Annotated in this window: 18 protein-coding genes; 9 read left to right on the top strand and 9 right to left on the bottom strand. The window is 44.1% G+C overall.

Annotation, left to right across the window (positions count from 1 at the left end; all coding sequences use genetic code 11):
* Nucleotides 1-93 precede the first annotated feature (93 nt).
* Nucleotides 94-987, top strand: a complete 894-nt coding sequence (locus tag AC37HE_RS05960) for a prephenate dehydrogenase (RefSeq protein WP_500781877.1) — start codon at nucleotides 94-96, stop codon at nucleotides 985-987.
* A 4-nt stretch (nucleotides 988-991) separates the two neighbouring features.
* Complete coding sequence (locus AC37HE_RS05955) at nucleotides 992-2,083, top strand: chorismate mutase (RefSeq protein ID WP_500781876.1); 1,092 nt, start codon at nucleotides 992-994, stop codon at nucleotides 2,081-2,083.
* A gap of 172 nt (nucleotides 2,084-2,255) precedes the next feature.
* Here AC37HE_RS05955 and AC37HE_RS05950 read toward each other — a convergent pair whose 3' ends face one another.
* Genes AC37HE_RS05950 through AC37HE_RS05940 form a run of 3 tightly spaced genes read right to left on the bottom strand, consistent with a single transcriptional unit; the run spans nucleotide 2,256 to nucleotide 4,452 of the window.
* A complete protein-coding gene (locus tag AC37HE_RS05950; protein WP_500781875.1) occupies nucleotides 2,256-2,666 on the bottom strand; it encodes a ribonuclease P protein component in 411 nt (136 codons plus the stop codon).
* Nucleotides 2,667-2,717: 51 nt separating this feature from the next.
* Complete coding sequence (locus tag AC37HE_RS05945; protein ID WP_500781874.1) at nucleotides 2,718-3,467, bottom strand: uroporphyrinogen-III synthase; 750 nt, start codon at nucleotides 3,465-3,467, stop codon at nucleotides 2,718-2,720.
* Nucleotides 3,468-3,498: 31 nt separating this feature from the next.
* Nucleotides 3,499-4,452, bottom strand: coding sequence for a DUF4271 domain-containing protein (locus AC37HE_RS05940; protein WP_500781873.1), 954 nt, complete (start codon nucleotides 4,450-4,452; stop codon nucleotides 3,499-3,501).
* 71 nt (nucleotides 4,453-4,523) lie between these two features.
* Here AC37HE_RS05940 and AC37HE_RS05935 point away from each other — a divergent pair, with 71 nt between their 5' ends.
* The 6 genes from AC37HE_RS05935 to AC37HE_RS05910 all read left to right on the top strand — a co-directional run bounded on the left by AC37HE_RS05935 (nucleotide 4,524) and on the right by AC37HE_RS05910 (nucleotide 11,980).
* On the top strand, nucleotides 4,524-5,498 hold the full coding sequence (locus AC37HE_RS05935) for a tRNA dihydrouridine synthase (RefSeq protein ID WP_500781872.1): 975 nt from the start codon (nucleotides 4,524-4,526) through the stop codon (nucleotides 5,496-5,498).
* Between the two features lie 211 nt (nucleotides 5,499-5,709).
* Entirely contained in the window at nucleotides 5,710-7,044 is a 1,335-nt protein-coding gene (locus AC37HE_RS05930) for a TolC family protein (protein ID WP_500781871.1), read from the top strand.
* A gap of 26 nt (nucleotides 7,045-7,070) precedes the next feature.
* Entirely contained in the window at nucleotides 7,071-8,153 is a 1,083-nt protein-coding gene (locus AC37HE_RS05925; RefSeq protein WP_500781870.1) for an efflux RND transporter periplasmic adaptor subunit, read from the top strand.
* A gap of 10 nt (nucleotides 8,154-8,163) precedes the next feature.
* Complete coding sequence (locus AC37HE_RS05920) at nucleotides 8,164-11,379, top strand: efflux RND transporter permease subunit (protein ID WP_500781869.1); 3,216 nt, start codon at nucleotides 8,164-8,166, stop codon at nucleotides 11,377-11,379.
* Nucleotides 11,376-11,687 carry a hypothetical protein gene (locus AC37HE_RS05915; protein WP_500781868.1) on the top strand — a complete coding sequence of 104 codons (312 nt, stop codon included), beginning with the start codon at nucleotides 11,376-11,378 and terminating at the stop codon, nucleotides 11,685-11,687. Before AC37HE_RS05920 ends, AC37HE_RS05915 begins: the two co-directional genes overlap by 4 nt.
* A 110-nt stretch (nucleotides 11,688-11,797) precedes the next feature.
* A complete protein-coding gene (locus AC37HE_RS05910; protein WP_500781867.1) occupies nucleotides 11,798-11,980 on the top strand; it encodes a YgaP family membrane protein in 183 nt (60 codons plus the stop codon).
* Between the two features lie 164 nt (nucleotides 11,981-12,144).
* On the opposite strand, the gene polA is transcribed toward AC37HE_RS05910, so the two are convergent.
* On the bottom strand, nucleotides 12,145-14,937 hold the full coding sequence (gene polA, locus AC37HE_RS05905) for a DNA polymerase I (RefSeq protein WP_500781866.1): 2,793 nt from the start codon (nucleotides 14,935-14,937) through the stop codon (nucleotides 12,145-12,147).
* 174 nt (nucleotides 14,938-15,111) lie between these two features.
* The gene (locus AC37HE_RS05900; RefSeq protein ID WP_107821892.1) at nucleotides 15,112-15,414 is read right to left on the bottom strand and encodes an ArsR/SmtB family transcription factor; all 303 of its coding nucleotides are present in this window, start codon (nucleotides 15,412-15,414) and stop codon (nucleotides 15,112-15,114) included.
* Between the two features lie 251 nt (nucleotides 15,415-15,665).
* On the opposite strand from AC37HE_RS05900, the gene AC37HE_RS05895 reads away from it, so the two are divergent.
* Nucleotides 15,666-16,640: a polyprenyl synthetase family protein gene (locus AC37HE_RS05895; protein WP_500781865.1), complete on the top strand. Its 975-nt coding sequence runs from the start codon at nucleotides 15,666-15,668 to the stop codon at nucleotides 16,638-16,640.
* Nucleotides 16,641-16,700: 60 nt separating this feature from the next.
* Here AC37HE_RS05895 and AC37HE_RS05890 read toward each other — a convergent pair whose 3' ends face one another.
* The 4 genes from AC37HE_RS05890 to AC37HE_RS05875 form a co-directional block, all read right to left on the bottom strand.
* Nucleotides 16,701-17,744, bottom strand: a complete 1,044-nt coding sequence (locus tag AC37HE_RS05890) for a dipeptide epimerase (protein ID WP_500781864.1) — start codon at nucleotides 17,742-17,744, stop codon at nucleotides 16,701-16,703.
* Between the two features lie 19 nt (nucleotides 17,745-17,763).
* Complete coding sequence (locus AC37HE_RS05885) at nucleotides 17,764-18,930, bottom strand: C40 family peptidase (protein ID WP_500781863.1); 1,167 nt, start codon at nucleotides 18,928-18,930, stop codon at nucleotides 17,764-17,766.
* 72 nt (nucleotides 18,931-19,002) lie between these two features.
* Nucleotides 19,003-20,574 (bottom strand): SusD/RagB family nutrient-binding outer membrane lipoprotein, encoded by a 1,572-nt coding sequence (locus AC37HE_RS05880; protein WP_500781862.1) that lies wholly within the window; start codon nucleotides 20,572-20,574, stop codon nucleotides 19,003-19,005.
* A gap of 11 nt (nucleotides 20,575-20,585) precedes the next feature.
* Nucleotides 20,586-22,920: SusC/RagA family TonB-linked outer membrane protein (locus tag AC37HE_RS05875; protein ID WP_500781861.1), on the bottom strand; the 2,335-nt coding region annotated here is incomplete at its 5' end.

Below are 22,920 nucleotides of genomic sequence, written 5' to 3'. Positions count from 1 at the left end.
GGGGTCGAACAGTGATTGTATTGTTAAAAGCGAATAAAAATACTAGAAGGTCCCGAAAAATTTCGGGACCTTTTTTTTTGAAATAAACGAAGCATGAATGTAAGCATTATAGGATTAGGACTTATTGGTGGATCGGTCGCTAAAGATTTGCGAAAGGCTCACTTTGCAACACATCTTATTGGTGTTGATGCCAACGAGATGCACGCCGAAGAAGCTCTGAAAATCAAGCTGGTTGACGAAATCCTTCCACTGGAACAGGCGGTGGAAAAAGCCGATTTAGTTGTCATTGCGATTCCGGTTGACAAAATCCGTCAGCTACTGCCTCATGTCCTGGATATCATTCAACCGGGAACGACAGTAACAGACTTAGGATCGACAAAACTACGCATTGCCGAGGCCGTGGAGAATCATCCCAATCGTCGCAACTACATTGCTGCCCACCCGATGTCGGGAACAGAAAACTCCGGTCCTTCAGCAGCATTGGAGGGGCTTTTCGAAAATAAGATCACCATCATTTGCGACCAGGAAAAAAGCGGGCCTCAGCACCTGGCCCTGGTTGAGAAGATGTTCCAGTGCATGGGAATGAATATTGCCTACATGTCGTCCGACGAACAGGACCACAGCACCGCTTACATTTCGCATCTGCCACACGTTGTTGCTTACGCCTTGGCAAATGCAGCTATGGCTAAAGAAAACCGGCACATCATATTCGACCTGGCAAGTGGCGGTTTTAACTCAACCGTTCGTCTGGCAAAGAGTACACCCTCGATGTGGGGCCCCATCTTTACCGATAACAAAAAATACATCGTCGAGTCGCTGGAGTGCTATATTAAGCACCTGATCGAGTTTAAAGACAGCATGCTTAACGACGAGAACCGGATGTATGAACTCATGGACAATGCAACGAAGATTCGCGAAGTGCTTAACGGAACGAATCCATCGCTAATCAAGAACGAAGAAAAAATTATTAAACTTTATACCAAATAAGAAAATGGCATCAGAATTAGACATCAGACCAATAAAAGAGTGGTTACCTGAGTTGAACAACCCTCTTTTAATTGCAGGCCCTTGTAGCCTTGAAACAGAAGAACAAGCAATGGATACCGCCCGCCAGTTGGCAAAAGATCCACGCGTTTTCGGATACCGTGGTGGTGTATGGAAACCTCGTACTCGCCCGGGTAGCTTCGAAGGAATTGGTTCAATTGGCCTGGAGTGGTTGAAAATGGTTAAGCAGGAAACCGGATTGCGCGTTGGTACAGAAGTAGCAAACGCTCAACATACGGAGGAAGCACTGAAAGCCGGCTTAGACATCCTTTGGATTGGCGCCCGTTCAACAGCAAGCCCTTTCGTAGTTCAGGAAATTGCGGATGTACTGCAAGGAACTGACGCAACCGTAATGGTTAAAAACCCGGTAAACCCGGACGTTCAATTGTGGATGGGAGCTTTCGAACGTTTAAGCAGAGCAGGAATCAAAAATATGGTTGGTATCCATCGTGGTTTTACACCCTTCCGCGAAACAAAATACCGGAACTACCCGAACTGGAAAACATTTATCGAGCTACGTCGCCTGATGCCAAATCTACCGGTTATTTGCGACCCGAGCCACATTGCCGGTAAACGCGAATACCTTTTCGAAGTTTCTCAGAAAGCCTTTGACATGGGTATGGATGGATTAATGATTGAATCGCACCGCGATCCATCGTGCGCACTGAGTGACGCCGCACAACAATTAACACCAGCCGATCTTTCCAAGATGTTGGATAAATTGGTAATCCGTAATGTATCAGTTGACAACAAACAATTTGAAAACCAGTTGGAAGTATTGCGTAACCGCATCGACTCACTGGATACCGAGTTGTTGGAGATTTTGTCTTCACGCATGAATATTGTACGCGAAATTGGTCAGTACAAAAAGGAAAACAATGTTACAGCCTTGCAAATCAGCCGTTGGACCGAGTTGATGAACAAACGCGTTGCAACAGGCGAAAAATTGAGTTTGGATCCGGTCTTTGTTAAGATCTTGTTCCAGCTAATTCACGAAGATTCAGTTCGTATGCAAACTGAGATTCTGGATGCAGAATAAATTTTGATTGAAATAAACAGGAAAAGGGCTACCGGAAGGTGGTCCTTTTTTTGTGCATGTTGTAGAAGGCCAAGATACACAGACAACCTGACAAACTCTGATAACAAAGACAATGGGATGTTCGGGAAATCTTCGACTTTTATTACAGTTGATGACCGGGATCGTGCCGGTTTTATTGCTCGGCCGAAAGAGCGGATTTTACTTGTTCAAAGGCCTTCAGCATTCCTTTTTCAACTGTTGGATAGTCTCTTGCCTCCTTCGCAGCATAGATAAACATGACGCTTAGCTGAATTCCTTTGTCATCCAGAAAAGACTTAAAATCGGTCCTATTCAGGCGGTAAGCCTCCCGCATCAATCGTTTCAGGTAGTTTCGTTTCACTGCTCGCTTAAAATTCCGTTTCGAAACTGAAAAAGCCGCTTTAGCTGTTTTACCGTCTTCAAGCTGCGTCTTCAAAAACACAACCTTTAGTGGAAAACAGAAAACAGCTTCCCCATTGGCAAACAACTCACCAATCAACTTTTTACTGCAAAGCCGATCATTTTTCGAAAGACTAAACTCACCCATAGCTTGACGAAAGTACAATAAAAAAGGGGAATTAAATTCCCCCTTTATAACCTGTATCGATTGGAATAATTACTTCGCTTTGTTGTATTTTTTGATGAACTGCTCCAAAGCCATCGTCATAGACGGAGCTTGAGGAGTCGGAGCTTCAATATCTAAACGCAAGCCAGCTTCCCGAACAGCATTCGCAGTTGTTGGGCCGAAACAAGCAATCTTTGTATTGTTCTGTTCAAATTCCGGGAAGTTTGATTTTAGTGATTTAATCCCTGAGGGGCTAAAAAACACTAAAATATCGTAGTTCACATCCTTCAAATCCGACAAGTCGCTGCTTACAGTACGGTAAAGAATAGCCTTGGTATACTTAAAGCCTCCTTTATCAAGCAGTTGCGGGATTTCTTGTTTGTGAATGTGTGAGAGAGGAACAAGGTATTTATCATCCTTGTGCTTCTTCATCAATTCCGTTACGCTGGAAAACACACCTGTACCGTAGAAAATTTTACGTTTTCTGTAAACGATATACTTCTGCAGGTAAAAAGCAGTAGCTTCAGAGATACAGAAATATTTCATGGTATCAGGAACGGTAATCCGTTGGTCCTGGCAAATTCTGAAAAAGTGGTCAATTGCTGTACGACTGGTAAAAATCACCGCCGTATGATCCAGAATCTGAATTCTGGTCTGCCTAAATTCTTTGGCAGAAACTCCTTCAACCTGAATGAATGGTCTAAAATCCACCTGTACACTCATTTTGTCGGCTAAATCAAAGTAAGGGGATTTTGCTGTCTCAGGCTTGGGTTGCGATACTAAAATTTTCTTGATTTTCAAGATCTGTCAATTTTAAAAATTACACACCAGCTTAAACTAACACCAGCTTGTAGATGTAGAATAGTGGTAAAATTTCAAGGGTACAAAGGTACAAAATCAAATAGGATATCGAAAAATCTTTCCTTAGTAAAATTTTGAGGCCTCGTAATACCAGTAAAATATAGCACAACAGCGCCATAATGCCACCTATTCCAACTATTATTTCCGGTTTTTGCAACCGCGAAAAGGCTAATATCAGTGTTACCGGAACCAGACCTAGGCCCAATATCCGGTTATAAAGATTCATATTATACAGAACTTCCTGAGTCTCTGCATTTGTCTCGGTCATCCTTCCCTGAACCGAATACAAAACCTGTTTCAACCCAAAGTAGGCAATAACACCTCCCAGGATAATCAGGTATTTCAACAGATTATTTTGGATACCAAAGCTCAAGTGTCGTCCAAAAAGCTGAAATAAAAACAAGCTCAGGATTAATACAAAAATCAGATCGAGACGAAAAGCAGCATGTGTCAGACTAACTGAACGCTCCCGGAACAATCGGGATGCCGTTGCATAGTTAAATGCAGCGTGAAACATTTGCCCCAGGTATTTACCGAAAAAAAGCCGAACCGAGGAAAATAAGATCAAGGCCAATATTAAAACCCCAATCGACCAATCAGCCGAACGACTTTCCAATTTTCGTTCCGGAAGGGCTAAGCCTATTTTTGCAGGCACATCGGCCAGCTGAACCTGTACCAATTCTAACGGATGCCGCATTGGTATCTCGTTTGCCAATTCCTGCCGAAAGCGATAGGCACTTAACACTGAAGGAGATTGGACTTGCTTTTTTTGCTGAAATGGTTCCGGAGATTTTACAACGGCCTGCTGTTTTAATGTCGTGAGAGAATCAGACTCAACTTGTCCCGTGGGGTCCGAAAGGACCTTAACACCGGTGGTTGAAAGGGAATTCTTCAAACTGTCATTAGGCTGCAATAATTCTGCCATGTCCAGCATCGTGTTTGTTTCGGTGCAAAATTAATGATTTCGCGACGCAAATCATTTCAAACTGTACCTTTGTGCAAAAATTAATTTTCAACATGGGCAAACAGTATCATTTCCATTTGGCACCGCTGCAAGGTTTCACCGACTTTGTTTACCGGAAATGCTACCACCATGTTTTTGGGAATATTGATACTTACTATATTCCCTATATCAGTTTGGGGCCAGGTAACAAAATACGCAACAGCCAACTGCGGGATTTACGCCCCGCAAATAATGAAGCTATTCCTGTTATCCCTCAGATTCTATGTTCCGATGAAAAGGAATTACGACAGCTTGCAATGGTGGTGAAAGACGATGGTTATCCACAGCTAAATCTAAACATGGGCTGCCCCTATCCAATGGCTACCAACCGGGGACGCGGCTCTGCCCTACTCGAAAAACCGGACAATCTGAAACGACTGCTGGATGTACTCTTTACAGAATTCGACTTTCAGGTATCTATTAAGTTCAGGGCCGGCATGCAGGACGAAGAACAAATTTTCAACCTTATTTCAATTCTAAAAGCCTACCCTTTTACCAACCTTATTTTTCATCCGCGAACAGCTGACCAACTTTATAAAGGCGATGCTAACCGGGAACTGTTTGCCCGGTTTGCAAGCTCAATTGAGCTACCCGTAATCTATAATGGTGACCTCAACACCCCTTCAGACCTGGAGCAAATACGACAGCTTGTCCCCTCTCAAAATGAATGGATGATTGGACGCGGTATTTTATCGGATCCGTTTTTGATTGATAAAATTGAGGGGAAATTGCCTGATCCGGACCAAGCCCGAAAGCTGAAACGGGAGTTTCACGACCTGATTTTTGAGGAATATCAACGCCATTTCACCGATGACGGTCCTGTTTTAATGAAGATGAAAGCCTTCTGGTCCTATTTCGCCAACTCATTCTCCAACCCGCATAAAGCCTTTAAACCTGTCAAAAAAGCCTCTTCTTTATCCAAGTTCAAAGCCAATTATCCCGAGATCTTCCACAATTTTGAACTTTAACTCGTTTCAAGTCTAAGCTTTGGGTTAAGCCTTCGTTAACGAAAATCATTTCACCCCAAAAGGGAAATATCCTACTTGACTCGTTTTCAATTTATTAGTAAATTGATAAGAAAAATCAATATATCCATAGAGAAAACCAATCACATCAATACATGTAGATTTCTGCATATTTAAATATATTTGTCGCAGGAATTTAAACAGAAAATCAGATATGCGTAAAAACTATCACCTCTTGTTATTCATGCTTGGCTTAGCCCTACCCTTTTTAGCCAGCAGCCAAACTCAAAGGCAACTGAGCTTGCAGGAAGCTCTTCAGCTAGCTGAAGAAAACAACCTGACAACAAAAAGTGCCGAAGCACACGAGTTAGCAGCACGCGGTCAGTACCGCATGACCAACTCCGTATTCCTACCCGGATTAACCGTGAGCACCACAGGTGTTACTACGAATGATCCACTCTCTTCTTTCGGTTTTAAATTGAAGCAGGAAATTGTAACCCAGGCCGATTTTGATCCGACAAAATTGAATAACCCGGATCGGATTGACAACTTCAACACCAAATTGGAAGTCCAGCAACCACTTTTGAACCTCGACGGTATTTACGCCCGCAAGGCTGCCAAAAACCAGTATGAGGCCATGAGTCTGCAAACCCAACGCGTTAAAGAGAACATTCGTTTCCAGGTAAAAAAGGCCTACTTCATGCTCGAATTAGCCTCAAATGCCGTTGACGTACTCAATACTTCAGTGAAAGTTGCGGAAGATGCCTTACGATTAACCAAGGACAATGAAGAACAAGGCTTTTTAAAACACGCCGATGTTTTGGAAGCAATGGTCCGGGTTGACGAGCGCAAAAACCAGCTACTGGAAGCCAAAAATAATCTGAAGACAGCCAACGAGTTCCTGGCTCATCTGCTTGGACTTGATTTAGGAACCTCAATTGAACCTGTAGATTCGATGCTTTTATCGCCAGCCCAGGTAGCCTGGAACGCCTCAGCGAATTCTTTAGAAACACGTTCCGATGTTCAGGCCATTCAAAAACAAATCCAGGGTGCCGAGAACATGGTGAAATCCGAGAAAATGAAGTTTGTGCCGCGAGTGAATGCTTTTGGTGCTTACGAATGGAACGACAGCAAACTACTGGGAACATCGGCGAACAACTACCTGGTTGGCGCCAGCCTAAGCTGGAACCTCTTTGGCGGATACAAAAACCTGGGAAGCGCCCAACACGCCAAAGCACAGTTACAGGAAGCACAATATAAATATGAAGACTATCTGTCTCAAAGCCAAATTCAGTTAAACCGTGCCCAACGTAATGTTGAATTGAAATATCAACAAGTACAATCGGGAAAACTGGCTAAAGAACAAGCCGCCGAATCCTACCGGATCCGCAGTGACCGCTTTGCCCAGGGACTGGAAAAAACAACAGAACTACTAATGTCCGAAGCGCTTTCATCACAAAAGAACCTGGAATTCATCCAGGCTATTTACAATTACCAGGAAGCAGTCTTCCAACTCGAATTATTAATGGAAAAAGATATTAACGAATAAACGCCACGATCGCAATGAAAACTCGTATGAATAAAACCAAGCTGATGCTGCTTGCTGTAACAGCAGCAACCCTGACCTTAACCTCATGTGGTAGCAAGGACAAACAGGACAAAACCCCCGAACAGACAGTTAACGCCAAAGTAGTCACTGCTCATGTTACGGAATACCCGGTTCAATACAGCTTCTCCGGAAAGCTTCAGGCTGACAAACAATCCAACCTGAGCACCCGCATTATGGGCCAGGTACAAAAGGTTTATGTGAAACCCGGACAAAAAGTGAATGCCGGTGACCTGCTGATCCAAATCAGGAATAAGGATATTTTGGCTAAAAAAGCACAGGTAGAAGCCAGTAAGGTGGAAGCACAAACAGCCTACGATAGTGCCGAAAAAGACCTGAAACGCTATGAGGCCCTATATGCCAACAAAAGTGCTTCAGACAAAGAAATGGACGACATGCGTACCCGCTATCAAATGGCAAGAGCCAGAGTAGATGCTGTCAACCAAATGGAGCAAGAAGTTGATGAGTCCCTTCGTTACGCCGGTATTCGTGCACCTTACAGCGGAGTTATCACCGGAAAATTTGTACAGGAAGGCGATATGGCCAATCCTGGGATGCCACTGCTTAGCATCGAAAGTCCAAGCCAGTGGAAAGTTTATGCCCGCATTCCGGAAAACGACATTGCCCGCCTGCAATTAAATGCCCCTGTAAAAGTCCGGTTTTCATCAATCCCCGGATTAGAGATCGAGGGAACAGTTTCCGAAATCAATCCTTCTTCAACCAACACGGGCAGCCAGTTTGAAGCTAAAGTTCTGCTTAATACTTCCGGATCGGAAGCCCAACAGCTTTACAGCGGTATGTTTGCCACCGTGAATTACGAAAAAGGTACGGAGCCGATGATCTTAGTACCTAAAAGCGCTTTAATAACCCGAGGACAACTGGTTGGACTGTTCGCGATAAGCCAAGCCGGCACCTCGTTATTGCGCTGGGTTCGTACAGGCAAAACATACGGCGATTCCATCGAGATTCTTTCCGGACTAAGCGATGGTGAAAAATACGTTCTGTCAAGCGAAGGAAAATTGTTCGATGGAGCAGTAGTTGTAAACAATTAAGCAGAACACTATGAAGACAGGATTTTCCGGCGGAATCGCCAAAGCATTTATAAACTCGAAGCTCACCCCGCTTCTGATGATTGCCTTTATGGCCATCGGAATCTATGCTTCGTACCTTACTCCTCGCGAAGAGGAGCCACAGATTGATGTTCCAATTGCCGATATCTTTTTCCGCTATCCGGGTGCAAGCCCGAAGGAAATTGAATCGCGCGTGATGCAGCCACTTGAAAAGGTAGTGGCAAATATCCCCGGTGTTGAGTATGTTTATTCAACCTCAATGCCCGGACAAGCGATGTTGATTGTTCAGTTCTATGTCGGTGAAGACGTGGAACGCTCGCTGGTAAAAATGTACAACGAGATCATGAAACACATGGATGAAATGCCCAAAGGAACTTCCCTTCCTCTGGTAAAAACACGATCCATTGACGATGTACCGGTACTCGGATTAACGCTCTGGAGTGAGCATTACAACGATTACCAACTGAAACGCATAGCCGAAGAGCTAAATAGTGAAATAGAACAAGTTGACAACGTTTCGGAAACCAAGATAATCGGTGGCCGCTCTCGCGAAATTCGTGTTGTTTTGAATCCCGAACAAATGGCTGCAGCTCATGTTGATGCACTCATGATTGCTCAGCAAATCCAGCTGGCCAATGGTCAATTTCAAGCCGGTTCATTCGATAAAAATGATACTGAATACCTGGTTGAAGCAGGCGACTTCCTTAAATCATCGGAAGATGTGGAAAACCTGGTTGTTGGCATCAACAATGGCAACCCTGTTTATCTGAAACAAGTAGCTCAAATAATCGACGGTCCAGAAGAACCCATTCAGTACGTTAATTTTGGCTTTGCTAAAATGGATTCGGAAAAAGCTCAATATCCCGGAGACTATCCTGCCGTAACCATCTCGGTAGCCAAACGCCGTGGTGCAGATGCCATGCACGTTTCCGACAAGATTCTGGAAAAATTGAGTATCCTGAAAAAAGATCTCATACCCGAAGACGTTCACGTTACGGTAACCCGTAATTATGGTGAAACCGCCTCACACAAGGTGTCAGAATTGCTGATGCACTTATCGGTGGCTATTCTATCTGTTACCTTGCTGGTGATGCTTGCAATGGGATGGCGCGGAGGATTGGTCGTATTTATTTCGGTACCAATCACCTTTGCCCTAACCATGTTCAGCTATTATTTCCTCGACTATACCCTTAACCGGATCTCGCTGTTTGCCCTGGTATTTGTAACGGGTATCGTGGTCGACGACTCCATCATTATCGCCGAAAACATGCACAGGCACTTCAAGATGAAGAAGCTGCCCTTTATACAGGCAGCAATCCGATCGATCGACGAAGTGGGTAACCCGACCATCCTGGCCACCTTCACCGTTATTGCAGCTGTATTGCCCATGGTGTTTGTAAGTGGTTTGATGGGACCATACATGAGCCCAATGCCTATTGGTGCTTCTATCGCGATGATTTTCTCGCTGTTGGTAGCACTGACCATTACCCCATACCTGGCTTACCGCCTGTTACGCCACGACGATTCGGGTGAGGAAAAGGAATTCCGCATGGAAGATTCGGTGATCTACAAATTGTATAAAAAGACCATCAACCCGATGCTGGAGTCAAGCTGGAAACGCTGGACATTCATCGGAGCTGTAACCTTGTTACTGTTTGGTTCGATGACGCTGGTTTATTTCAAGTTGGTAGCCGTGAAAATGTTACCATTCGACAACAAGAATGAATTCCAGGTGGTGATCGACATGCCTGAAGGAACGACTTTGGAACGCACTGCTGCCGTTACAAAAGAACTTGCGGCCTACATTGCCCAACAGAAAGATATCCTGAACTATCAAAGTTATGTTGGAACAGCTTCTCCAATGAACTTCAACGGATTGGTTCGTCACTACGACCTGCGCCAGGGACCAAACGTTGCCGACATTCAGGTTAACCTAACCCATAAAGGCGACCGAAGCCTGCAGAGCCACGACATTGCCAAAGCCATGCGTCCTCATTTACAGGAAATCGGCAACAAATACAACGCCAACGTGAAGGTTGTGGAAGTACCTCCCGGCCCACCGGTATTGTCTACCCTGGTCGCTGAGATTTACGGCCCTGATGAAAAAGGACAAATGGAGATTGCCAAACAGGTTAAAAACTTGTTTGCCCAGACAGCTGATGTAGTTGATATCGACTGGTATCCTGAAGCTGATCAGGTGGAATACAAATTCAATGTTCTACGGGAAAAAGCAGCCCTGTACGGATTGACAACACAACAAATCAGCCAGACACTGGCCATGGCCCTGGGTGGACAGGAAGTGTCTCAACTGTACCAGGAAAACGAGTACCATCAAATAGGTATCAAGTTACGCCTGGATGAAAAAAGCCGTTCAGAGATCAACGACCTGGAGAAAATCAACATTATGAGCCCGGCTACCGGACAACTGGTGTCATTGGGCGATGTGGTAAGCGTTGATAAAGGACTTCAGGATAAAAGTATCTATCGTAAAAACCAACGTCGCGTAGTTTATGTGACGGCCGATGTAGCCGGCAGCCTGGAAAGCCCGGTATATGCGATACTAAGCATTTCGGACAAACTGAAAGACATCAAAGTGCCTGAGGGTTACAGCCTGAATGAAGACTACACCAAACAGCCCTTTGTGGATAACAACTATACCTTGAAATGGGACGGTGAATGGCAAATCACGTACGAGGTCTTCCGCGATTTGGGAACTGCTTTCGCTGTGGTACTGATCGTTATTTACCTGCTTATTATTGGTTGGTTCCAGGACTTTAAAGTGCCAATCGTGATGATGATCGCCATCCCCTTGTCCTTGGTTGGTATCCTCATCGGACACTGGATTTTAGGCGCCTTCTTTACAGCTACCTCAATGATTGGATTGATCGCTCTGGCAGGGATTATGGTCCGAAACTCCATCCTGCTCATCGACTTCATCAACCTCCGGCTGGCCGAAGGGATCCCGTTGAAAGAGTCAATTATTGAAGCAGGTGCTGTACGTACCACACCAATCTTGCTGACAGCAGGCGCTGTTGCTATTGGTGCAGTAATTATACTTTTTGACCCGATTTTCCAGGGATTGGCAATTTCGTTGATTGGTGGTACCATCGCATCAACCTTCCTGACCCTGGTTATTGTACCGCTCATTTATTACATGACAGAGAAGAAAAAGTACGCATCTAACAACAATAAAACGGAAGAACAATGATGAAGTTTGTGATTATCCAATGTGTTAAAGCTTACCAGGATGAGCTTAAGCAGATCTTCAAATCAATCCATATTAACGCTTATAGCGAAATAGATGTAGAGGGTTTCATGCAAAATGCCGACGGAACATCCGACTACTCAAACTGGTTTGGATCAACAAAAAATCCATACAACTACATGGTTTCATTTAGCTTTTTAGCTGCCGATAAAGCAGAAGAGTTACTAAAACGTGTCGATGAGTTCAACAACACCATCCAGGGCATGAGCCCGATGAATGCACACATCGTTGGCGTTGAGAAATCAGTTTAAACAAGAAATTTAAGTCGTGAGATGTGAGTAACGAGTCGTGAGGAAGAAACCAAATACAAAATCCTCATGTCTCACGACTCATCGTCATTCAAAAATTTAAAAAGAAAGATATGGTAGAAAGAATTATTCGCGCTGTTGCAGGAACATTTGTCCTGGTCAGCATTTTATTGGCGGTTTATGTGAACATCAACTGGTTGTTTTTTACAGGTTTTGTGGGGTTAAACCTGTTACAATCAGCCTTCACTAAATTTTGTCCGCTCGAGTATATTTTGAAGAAGTCAGGGGTGAAGTAATTCACCAGGTTTTTTGTTTTATTCTGAGAAGCAGGATCCGGTTTTGGGTTCTGCTTTTTTGTGTCCATCAACTTAGCCGGAATACTCGTGCACCTAGACGGAGTACCTGACTACTTAGCCGCTTTACTACAGGACTTAGACGGAGTACTTCACCCCCAATTTTCTTAGTGAGCTTCCAACCAGTTTTGGGCGGCATTCATCTCCACTTCTAGCGGTAAACCAACATCAACGGCATTTTCCATCTGCTCTTTTACAATTTGTTTCACCTGTTCCACCTCTCGCTTCGGAACATCGAAGTTCAATTCATCATGCACCTGCAGCAACATCTTAGCCTCCAGCTTTTGCTTTTTCAGCTCGCGCCAAATGTTGATCATCGCCAGCTTGATGATGTCGGCAGCCGATCCCTGGATAGGCGCATTAATGGCATTTCGTTCTGCCACACCCCGTACTACTGCGTTAGCCGAGTTAATATCGTTCAAATAGCGACGACGCCCCCTGATTGTCTCCACATAGCCCTTTTCGCGCGCCAGCTGGATGCATTCATCCATGTACTCCTTCACCCGCGAAAAGTTCTCAAAATAGCCGTCGATTAGCTCCTTGGCTTCCGTGCGGGAAATATTCAACCGCTCCGACAGGCCAAAAGCCGAAATACCGTAAATAATTCCGAAATTGGCAGTCTTGGCTTTCCGGCGCATGTCCGAAGTCACCTCTTCCAAGGGCACCTTATAGATCTTGGCAGCCGTCGTTGCATGAATATCCTGCTTATGGCGAAAAGCATCAATCATGTGTTCGTCTTTACTCAACGCAGCCATAATGCGCAACTCAATTTGCGAATAGTCGGCCGAGAGAAACAGGTGCTCCTCATCCGATGCCGTAAAAGCCCGACGAATTTCACGTCCGTTCTCATCACGAATCGGGATGTTCTGCAGGTTCGGGTTTGTCGAACTCAGTCGACCCGTTGCAGCAATCGTTTGGTTATAGGTGGTGTGAATTTTCCCCGTTTTTGAATCAACCAACTGCGGCAAAGCCTCAACATAAGTTGAAAGAAGCTTTTTCAATCCGCGAAACTCCAAAATCTTCGAAACAATCGGATGCTTATCAACGAGCTTGATCAACACTTCTTCCGATGTTGAATATTGCTTGGTCTTGGTCTTCTTCGCTTTGGTATCAATCTTTAGCTTCTCAAATAAAATTGGTCCCAGCTGCTTCGGCGACGATACATTGAAATTTTCACCCGCCAACTCTTTGATCTCCGCCTCCAGATCGATGATCTGCTTCCGTAGTACTTCTGCATAGTCGTCCAGAGCTTTTGTATTCAGCGTCACGCCTTCCATTTCCATATCAGCGAGCACCGGAATCAGTGGCATTTCAATTTCCTCAAACACCGAACGGACACCGGTTTCATCCAGTTTGCTATCGATAGTCAGCTTCAGCTGAAGCGTAAGATCCGCATCCTCGCAGGAATAATCGCGCAATTGTTCCAACGGCGCATCGCGCATCGTCTTCTGATTTTTCCCTTTTTTACCAATCAATTCCTCGGTCTCCACCTTCCGGTAATTCAAATAGGTTTCACACAAATAATCCAGGTTATGCCGCAACTCGGGCTGAATCAGGTAGTGAGCAATCATGGTATCATACAACGGCCCTTTTACGTTCATGCCGTATTGCTTCAGCATCGAGATATCATACTTGATATTCTGCCCGATCTTCCGAATATTCTCATCTTCAAAAATCAACCGGAATTCTTCCAGTACCTTCAGGGCTTCTTCCCGTTTTTCGGGCAGGGTCACACAAAAAGCCTCTCCTTTGCGGAAGGCAAAGGACAAGCAAACCAGTTCGGCATTATTCGTATCCAAACCAGTGGTTTCGGTGTCGAAACAGAACTCTTCCAGCACCGAAAGCTCAGCTTTCAGGCTGGCCCGTTGCATGGCATTTTCAACCAGGTAATATTCGTGCGGAGTATCGTTAATCGTCACAAAAGTCGTTTCCGGAACAGCCTCCGCAGTTGTAGCAGGAGCTGCAGCACCACCAAACAAGGTGCCCTGTTCAAAGGTAGGCTCAGCAGCCTTTGCCGGTTCCAGCTTTTGCACCATCGAACGGAATTCCAGCTCTGTGAAAATCTCCTTCAGCTTAGCCGAATCCGGATCATCCATGGTCAGCTTGGTTTCATCAAACTCCACCGGCACATCCTGGATAATCACCACCAACTTTCGGGACAAACGCACCTGCTCTTCATGAGTTTGCAGGTTTTCCTTCTGCTTGCCTTTCAAATCATCTATATGAGCGTACAAATTATCGATCGACCCGTATTTCCCAATCAGCTTCATAGCTGTCTTTGGACCAATACCGGGACAACCGGGAATGTTATCGGCCGTATCCCCCATCAGGCCAAGGATGTCAATCACCTGTTCGGGCCGGTCAACTTCAAAATTCTCTTTCACTTCATCAACACCCCAAATCTCCACATCGTTACCACCACGCCCGGGCTTATACATGAAGGTATTCTCGGTTACCAACTGTGCATAGTCCTTATCGGGCGTCATCATGTAAGTGGTGTAACCATTCTCACCGGCTCTTTTGGCAAGGGTACCAATCACATCGTCGGCCTCAAAACCCGCTTTTTCAATAATCGGAATATGATACGCTTCAATAATTTTGCGCACCCATGGAATGGCTTTCCGAAGATCTTCCGGCATCTCGTCACGTGTAGCCTTATAGGGTTCGTACATCTCGTGCCTGAAAGTCGGAGCATGCACATCAAACACGACAGCCACATGGGTAGGTTTTTCCTTGCTGAGCAGCATTTCCAGTGTATTTGTAAACCCCAGCATAGCGGAGGTATTCAAGCCTTTCGAGTTGAACCGGGGGTTACGAATAAAAGCAAAATAGGAACGGTAAATCAAGGCATAAGCATCGAGCAGGAATAAACGTTTATCTGGTGTTGACGTGTCTGACATAGTTAAATTTTTAAAGTTGATCGAAGATTCGAAACTGTAACATCAAAATTGGACTGAAGTTCCCGAAAACCGATCGCTTTTGAATGAATAATGACCGAAATTAGGAACTTCCCGTCAATAAATAAAAAAAGCCGTCAAAATTGACGGCTTCCCTATTGGTAGTAATTCTTGAAGTTATTCTCCACAAGTACAGCGCTGCAGGCAGTTAATAACCTGACTCAAAATATCATGCTTCAGGTAGTAAAAGGTATTTTTCCCTTCACGACGGGAACAAAGCACACCTTTATCCTTTAAAATTCCCAAATGATGAGAGGTAGTTGATTGCTCAATCCCCAACAATTCGTGAATTTCAGTGACTGTTAATTTTTTGCCTGCTTCCAAATGTTTCAAAATAGCAATACGCATTGGATGGGCCATTGCTTTCAACATATTTGCAGCCATGTCCAAACGATCTGCGTCTAATTCTTGAATTTTCATTTCCATAATGTTCTGTCCAACTTATTCGTTAGAAAAATGCAAATATATAAATATATTATTTCTTCTAAAAGAGATAGTTAGCTTTATTAGCCGTTTTATATCGATTTTTTTGAATATTTACTAAAATTACCTGTTCGAATGCTTAAAAATACTATTTTTTGATAAATACTGTAGGAATCATTCAGAAGAAAAGAACAGAAAATTAAAAAACCGTTTAATTTGTTATTTTTGACCGAGGAAAAACGAGGCACATGGGATCATTGGATATCATCAAAAAACCAATTACAAAAGAACTGGACGAGTTTGAGGAGTACTTTAAGACAACGATAAAAAGTGACATCCCGCTCTTGTCACTCATGATTCAATACATCCTGCGCAAAAAAGGGAAACAAATGCGCCCGATGTTCGTTTTTCTGGCCGCCAAAATGAACGGAGGTTTCAATGAAACAACCCACATGGCTGCTTCATCAATCGAACTCCTGCACACCGCCACGCTGGTTCACGACGATGTTGTTGATGAATCATATGAACGCCGTGGAAGCTTCTCAATCAATGCCCTATGGAAGAACAAGCTAGCTGTTTTGGTTGGCGATTTCATTTTAGCAAAAGGCCTTTTGCTGAATATCGACAATGAGAACTATCGATTTCTGAAGCTGATCAGCCGATCGGTGAAAGACATGAGTGAAGGCGAAATTTTGCAAATGCGTAAAAGCCGGAAACTCGACATTGACTACAACACGTACTTCGAAATTATTGAGAAGAAAACAGCATCGCTTATTGCAACAAGCCTGGCCATTGGAGCCGCATCGGTTACTGAAGATCAGGATATTGTAGAGCGCATGTTCGATATTGGAATTGATGTTGGCATTGCTTTCCAAATTAAGGATGACATTTTTGATTACCAGGCAAAAGGAGCGCTCGGAAAACCAACCGGTAACGACATTAAAGAGAAAAAAATTACCATGCCATTGCTGTACGTTCTGAGTAATTCGGATGAAAAAGAACGTCGGCGCATCCTAAACGAGGTAAAAAAGAAGCATAAGAACGCAGCAAAAGTACAGGAATTAGTCAAGCTGGTCGTTGATCGTGGCGGACTGGACTATGCCACAGAGCAAATGAATATTTATCGGGACCAGGCGATTCAGAAAATCATGGAATTTCCGGAAACCGAGTCCAGAACTTCGCTGATTGAGCTGGTCAATTATGTGACAACCCGCAAAAAATAAGGCACCACACAAAATTGTGCGATGCCCTCGTTGTTCAAATCAAAAACAAAAATCGGCTATTTATAGAAGTTTTACCCCTAATCCGGGTTGATCAATCAATTTTACTTTACCATCAATTATCTGCAGCCCGCTAAACGGATCATTAGCGATTAGAAGATTCCCGTCCAAATCGGCCCAATCAACCTTTGGTGATAGTTGAGCAGCAGCCGTAACGGCACAAGATGTTTCCGTCATACAGCCGATCATCACCTTCATATCGAGCGCACGAGCCAAAGTCAGCATTTGATGAGCTTCGCGCATACCGGTACATTTCATCAGCTTGATATTAATGCCCGAATACACACCGTGAATCTTGCGAACATCACTCAATCGTTGCACACCCTCATCGGCGATAACGGGAAGCGGACTATGCTGAGTCAGCCAGGCCATATCATCCAGCTGGGCTTTAGGCATAGGCTGTTCGACGAAGATAATCCCCAAATCCTTCAACCAGTGAATCATGTCAAGCGCTTTCTGCTTATCGCCCCACCCCTGGTTTACATCAACCGACAGCGCAACATCAGTCATGGAGCGAATCGTTTTAATCATCTCCACATCATTTTCCCGCCCCAGTTTAATTTTCAGGAGTTTGAAGCCATCAGCTTCAGCTACCTTTTTCCGAACAATCTCCTCGGTGTCAATGCCGATAGTGTACGAAGTAAAAGGCGTATCATCAGCATTATAACCCCATATCTTATACCAGGGCTTTTGCATTATTTTCCCCAATAAATCGTGCAAAGCAATATCGATGGCCGCTTTTGCAGCACAATTCCCCTCGGCCACACCATCAACATACTCCAATATTTCATCCAGACGAAAAGGATCGGTAAACTGCGCCAGATTTAATAAATTAAAAAAACGCGTTGCCGACTCGAAACTTTCCCCCAAATAAGGAGGCATCGAGGCCTCACCATATCCAACAAGTCCATCAAACTCTATTTCGGTGAGCATGGCTGGTGTTGCTGTTCGCGAGCTTTTAGCCAGGTTAAAGGCATGCTTCAGCTGAAGTTCGTAAGGTCGGAAACGAAGCTGCAAGCCCTTCTTTATCTGAGAATCACTATTCATTCAATTGAAAAATCTAACGTCAATTATACCAGGGATGATTTTTTATCGGCGTAATCTCCTCCGTGTTCAGTGCATTCAACACGCGACAGGCAGCAACTAACTGTTTACGCCGCCCCGGATCGAAATCGGCATCATCCGGATTGAAGCTGTTAATTCTCACTCTCCCCGATGAGTGAATAAAGTGATCGTGACCGATGTAAAGTCCCACATGTGTAATGTGCGACTTACTTCGACCAAAGAACAAAAGGTCTCCGGGCTTAAAGTCGAGACTATCGACAGACAAGGATTCTCCGTATCGGGCTTGTTGAGAAGCATCACGCGCCAACATCACCCCCTGCGAAAAGTAAGCAGTTTTAGTAAAACCCGAACAGTCGATGCCTTTGGAAGAAGTTCCCCCCCACAGGTACGGACTTCCCAGCAACTTTTTAGCGGTTTTGATGACGTTTTCTGCCGTAGGCTGAATATTCTCCCAATCATGGAAATTCATGCATTGTATGGCTTTCACATAACCTTCCCGCTTATCCGGAAGTTGAATATGCAGGAAGCCGTTTTCTTCACCTATAACCTCAACGATATTTCCAAGCACAAGGTCGGCAACAGTCTCGGCTCCATCGTTTGGCTCAGCGAGTACCCAACCGTTCAATTGTGTAAAAACAGTTCGGTCTGCATGCTTCCAGGCATTTATTTCAGCGTCAGTCATCGGCTCCAACCCGGAAGCTGGTGCCCATCCGATATACAAATCAGGTGTTTGAATACGATACCAGCCATCTTTTCTATCCAGCAATTTCACGGGTGTTCCCAATAGGGTTTGCGACACCATCTCGGCAGCATATTTCGGAGTCGACCGCATTGGGATTACGGAAAGGGTAACTAATCCCCATCGTTGGTCTCCAAGAACTTCATCGGGCAATACCCGAACTGAATCAAGTGGTTCTATTCCGATTTTAGCCAAGCTGTCTTTTAAAGCCTGATATGCCTCCGGAAGGTTTGTTGCTCCTTTCAGAACAAGCTGAGTAGCTGATCGGTCAACCTCCACATCAAAAACAGCTACCCGTTTGTCCGGTACAAATTGTTGCGATACATCGGAAATTAGGGCCTCAACTTGTTCGGTTGGCACAGAAGTATTACAGGCCCCCAGTGTAAGTAACAAGATAGAAACGAACAGATTGAATGACAGACTCTTCATCTATATTTCCCCATTTTTGAATAGAGAAAAGGACAGCCTAAAGATAGCTGTCCATTCTCCGGTTATTTTGTTTTATTCTGCAGTATCCCACCAAACAGGCTCAGTCATATAGGTATTTTCAAACACACCTAAAGCAGTAACCTTGGCAGCATTGTAATAACGTTCATAATAGGCCATTTGGTAGCGACGAATGTAATCCGTTTCTTTAGGGAAAGCTGTTTCGTAAACAAAAGTCGGACGTTTAAATCCTTTGTAAACTCCTGTAGCCAAATCATAAGTACCATCGGAACCAATACAGTAGTCACATCGTCTGATGTCAGTCCAGATTTCCGGGCTGTAAGTCAGTGCGATGTATTTCTGCATCATGATATGGCTCAACGTCAACTCGTCAGCCGTTTGAGCAACAGCTGCACTGGCCAGGAATGCTGAACTTTCACTGGAAGAAATGTCCATTTTATCCATATTGGCTTTAATACCTGCTTTGTAAGCAGCCAATGCACTTGTTTTATCGCCTTGACGGAAATAAACTTCCGCTTCAATAAACTTCACTTCCGAATAGGAAAGCAAGAAATAAGGGGAATTCTGTTGCGTGTAGAACAACACATTATTATCATCCGAGCGAAGTCCAACATAATTAACGTCTGTAGATAAAGGCTCTGAATCTACTTTAGTCAAATCAATTCCATAGGAATATTGCCCCGCATTATCTCCCGAAACAATCTTTGGAATTAACTTCTCCGCGCGAGGATCCTCAATACCACTATTCCAACTGTTACCTGAGCCTTCAACGGTATTTAAGAGATAGTCAATCCATAATTTACCAGGCTTATAAACTGATGACATATTTGAATACTGGATATTACGACGAGAAGAAATATCACTTATTTCGTACGGATAAGAAGCATCGTCGTCGTTTGAGCTGAACGATTTTGCAAGGTCGCTCAGAATTTCGTCCGGATTGTAATCAAGCAAACCAGTACCTTCTGCCTTCTTAGACAAGTGACTCATGAAACGGGCTTTTACACCATATGCAAACTTGATCCACTTGTCCACATCACCATTGTACATGATATCTCCTGTTGCTAAATCAGGCGCATCTTCGGACTGTGATTTTTGAAGGTCAGTAATCGCCTCGTCGCAAAGTGGCAATATCTGGCTGTAAACGTATTCTGCATCGTCATAATCCGGCTGAATATTACCAGCCAAACCGTCCTGATAAGCCATGTAGCCATAAGCATCAACCAAAGTTCCGCAACCAAAGGCTTGCAAAATTTTTCCAACACCCACATACTGCCAGGCCCCAATGTTTTCAGCATCTGTAATCATCTCATCGATATTTACCCAAGCATAGCCATACCAACATTGCCAAACCCACGCATCAGCGTTATTCTGAAATTGCCAGTTCTCCAACTGGTAATAACGAGCAGCTGGATTATAGTAGTAGCCCATTTGCTGGCAAAGAGCAGCGACACGGGTACCGTGGCTTCCATAGAAGTCAAAAGTTTCCGTCAACGCGTAAGGAAGTCGCTGATCAGGCGATGCTACCTGCGCGTTATTCGGAGAGGTATTGATATCCAGATTATAATCACAGGACGTGATTATAAATCCGAGTAATATGATTAAAGTTGTCGTTATCTTTTTCATAGTTGATTGCTTTAAAACTTAATATTTACACCAAACGCAACACTGGTCGTAGCTGGCACGCCTGCATAGTCAATAGCTGACGAACCGGCACCAACAACACCTGAACCACCGGCACTCACCTCCGGGTCCATTCCCTTATAGTTCGTGAACAACAACAGGTTTGTTCCCGACAGGGAAACATCGGCAGATTTCACAAATCCGAATCTTTGACAGAAAGAGCTCGGCAAAGAGTACGTTAAAGACGCCGACCGTAAGCGGAACCAATTCACATTAGTGATAAAATTGGAGGCATCAGCAACATACTCATTTTGGTAGTAACTTTGATCCAACTCAACAGAGCTGGTTGCATCCTGGTAATCACCATTAGAATCAACCATCACCCCACTAAACTGCTGTGTCTTACCCCGGTTCTCTGTTTCCTTACTTGTTCCGGAATAAACCATGGCGTATTCGGTTGCATTGTAAACATCACCACCTTTACGAATATCGATCAGGAACGAAAGATTCCAGTTTTTATAACTGATGCTGTTGTTAAAGCCGAGCAACAAATCCGGCTCACGGTTACCTACGATGTTGGTTGCATCAGTAGATGTAATAGGCAACCCGGTATCTGAATTCAGAATCAATTTTCCATTATCATCCGTCAACCAACGCTGACCTGTTAACCCAAGGAAATTTCCCTCACCAATAGAAGCCGACTTGGCAGGTCCAATCTGCACGTCAGTCACATAAAGTAATGTAACACCTTCAGGAAGATCAGTTACGGTTCCATCGTTGTGCGAGATGTTCAAGGACGTATCCCAATTCCAGTTTTTAGATTGAACCGGTTTTCCGGTCAAAGTAACCTCAACCCCTTTATTAATAACGGTACCAAAGTTCACATACTGGAAAATATATCCGGTAGCCATACTCACACGTGGTGAAATGATTTGATCTTTACTTCTGGTATCGTAATAAGTGAAGTCAACTCCAAAGCGTCCTTTCAGGAAGCGCATATCCATCCCCAGTTCGGTTGACTCGGTAGTCTCGGGCTTCAGAGTCGGATTACCACCAGTGTAGCTGTTTTTATACCCACCACCTACTGACGTCACAGGAGGATCTAGGTAAGTTGCTGTTTGATAAACCGGTGCATCTTTACCAACCTGCGACCATGAAGCACGTAATTTGGCAAACGAGAACTTATCTTTCAACTCATCAGAGAAGAATTGAGAAACAATGAAGCTACCGCTAACTGACGGGTAGAAGAACGAGCGATTCTCAGGAGCTAATGTCGACGACCAGTCGTTACGACCGGTAACACTCAAATAAGCAATACCTTTGTAGTTGGCAGAAAATTCACCAAAAACACTATACAAGCGCTTGGTCGAGCGATAATTTGTAAATGTTTTGTTTTCTGTATCAGCATTGTTAATACTAATAAAGTCGCTCAACAAACCAACTGCCTGTTGTTTGTTCCGGTAATAAGTTGTTTGCTCGTAGTTATGTCCTAACAACAAACCCAATTCAAAATCATTGATTTTTTGATTGGCCGAAACCGTAAAGTTTGAAGTCAGAATATTGTTTTCACGCTGAATTTCACTAACCACGCCATCTACATAAGGATCAGCAACTGCCGAACCCGGGTAAAGAATACTACGGGTATACATGTTATAGTGGTCAACCCCCAAACGATAAGTTGCACTCAACCATTTAACAGGCGCAACGGTCACATAACCTGATCCAATAAAACGATGAACATCGTCGGTAACCGGGTTTTTATTGACAGTCCAATACGGATTATCCACATCATATTCCGGATCAACACCTTGTACAAGAGGTGTACGATTTCCGCCTTCTAACCAGTTTGACATGTTGTTGTTCACCGGCCACAAGTACAAACTAATCATGGCACCATCGCCAGACGAACCGTAAAGTCCGCTACCAGTCAATGTCTTGTTTGATTGCGAATAAATGTAATTGGTATTCATTCCTACAGTAAACCAGCCTTTTTTCTGCTCGCCGTTGAAACGGAACGAGTTTTTCACATAATTGGTTGTTGGAACAATACCATTTTGATCTGAGCGGTTCATCGAGATGAAGTAAGTTCCGTTATCATTACCACCGGAAACACTCCCGGTTACGTCATATGACCAAGCTGTTTGAAAGAAATCTTCAATATTATTGTAGACATTTCCTCCCGATATCGGAGCACCCCATGAGCTGGCTGTTCCACTGTCAGCAACACCATTGTTACCTTGTCCGTACATCTTCTGATATTCGGGATATCTGTTCGCCACATCCATACGAAATTTTGAGCTCACAGTAACTTCAGGCACACCAGCCTTCCCTTTTTTCGTAGTAATAATG

It is taken from the genome of Mangrovibacterium sp., from assembly GCF_059905295.1.
This window is presented reverse-complemented; position numbering and strand designations above follow the sequence as displayed.

Coding starts and splice junctions, on each gene's coding strand:
- AC37HE_RS05900 (WP_107821892.1), bottom strand. CDS start 15,414: ATGAAAATTCAAGAATTAGACGCAGATCGTTTGGACATGGCTGCAAAT.
- AC37HE_RS05915 (WP_500781868.1), top strand. CDS start 11,376: ATGATGAAGTTTGTGATTATCCAATGTGTTAAAGCTTACCAGGATGAG.
- AC37HE_RS05940 (WP_500781873.1), bottom strand. CDS start 4,452: ATGGCAGAATTATTGCAGCCTAATGACAGTTTGAAGAATTCCCTTTCA.
- AC37HE_RS05930 (WP_500781871.1), top strand. CDS start 5,710: ATGCGTAAAAACTATCACCTCTTGTTATTCATGCTTGGCTTAGCCCTA.
- AC37HE_RS05895 (WP_500781865.1), top strand. CDS start 15,666: ATGGGATCATTGGATATCATCAAAAAACCAATTACAAAAGAACTGGAC.
- AC37HE_RS05920 (WP_500781869.1), top strand. CDS start 8,164: ATGAAGACAGGATTTTCCGGCGGAATCGCCAAAGCATTTATAAACTCG.
- AC37HE_RS05960 (WP_500781877.1), top strand. CDS start 94: ATGAATGTAAGCATTATAGGATTAGGACTTATTGGTGGATCGGTCGCT.
- polA (WP_500781866.1), bottom strand. CDS start 14,937: ATGTCAGACACGTCAACACCAGATAAACGTTTATTCCTGCTCGATGCT.
- AC37HE_RS05890 (WP_500781864.1), bottom strand. CDS start 17,744: ATGAATAGTGATTCTCAGATAAAGAAGGGCTTGCAGCTTCGTTTCCGA.
- AC37HE_RS05925 (WP_500781870.1), top strand. CDS start 7,071: ATGAATAAAACCAAGCTGATGCTGCTTGCTGTAACAGCAGCAACCCTG.
- AC37HE_RS05910 (WP_500781867.1), top strand. CDS start 11,798: ATGGTAGAAAGAATTATTCGCGCTGTTGCAGGAACATTTGTCCTGGTC.
- AC37HE_RS05885 (WP_500781863.1), bottom strand. CDS start 18,930: ATGAAGAGTCTGTCATTCAATCTGTTCGTTTCTATCTTGTTACTTACA.
- AC37HE_RS05880 (WP_500781862.1), bottom strand. CDS start 20,574: ATGAAAAAGATAACGACAACTTTAATCATATTACTCGGATTTATAATC.
- AC37HE_RS05955 (WP_500781876.1), top strand. CDS start 992: ATGGCATCAGAATTAGACATCAGACCAATAAAAGAGTGGTTACCTGAG.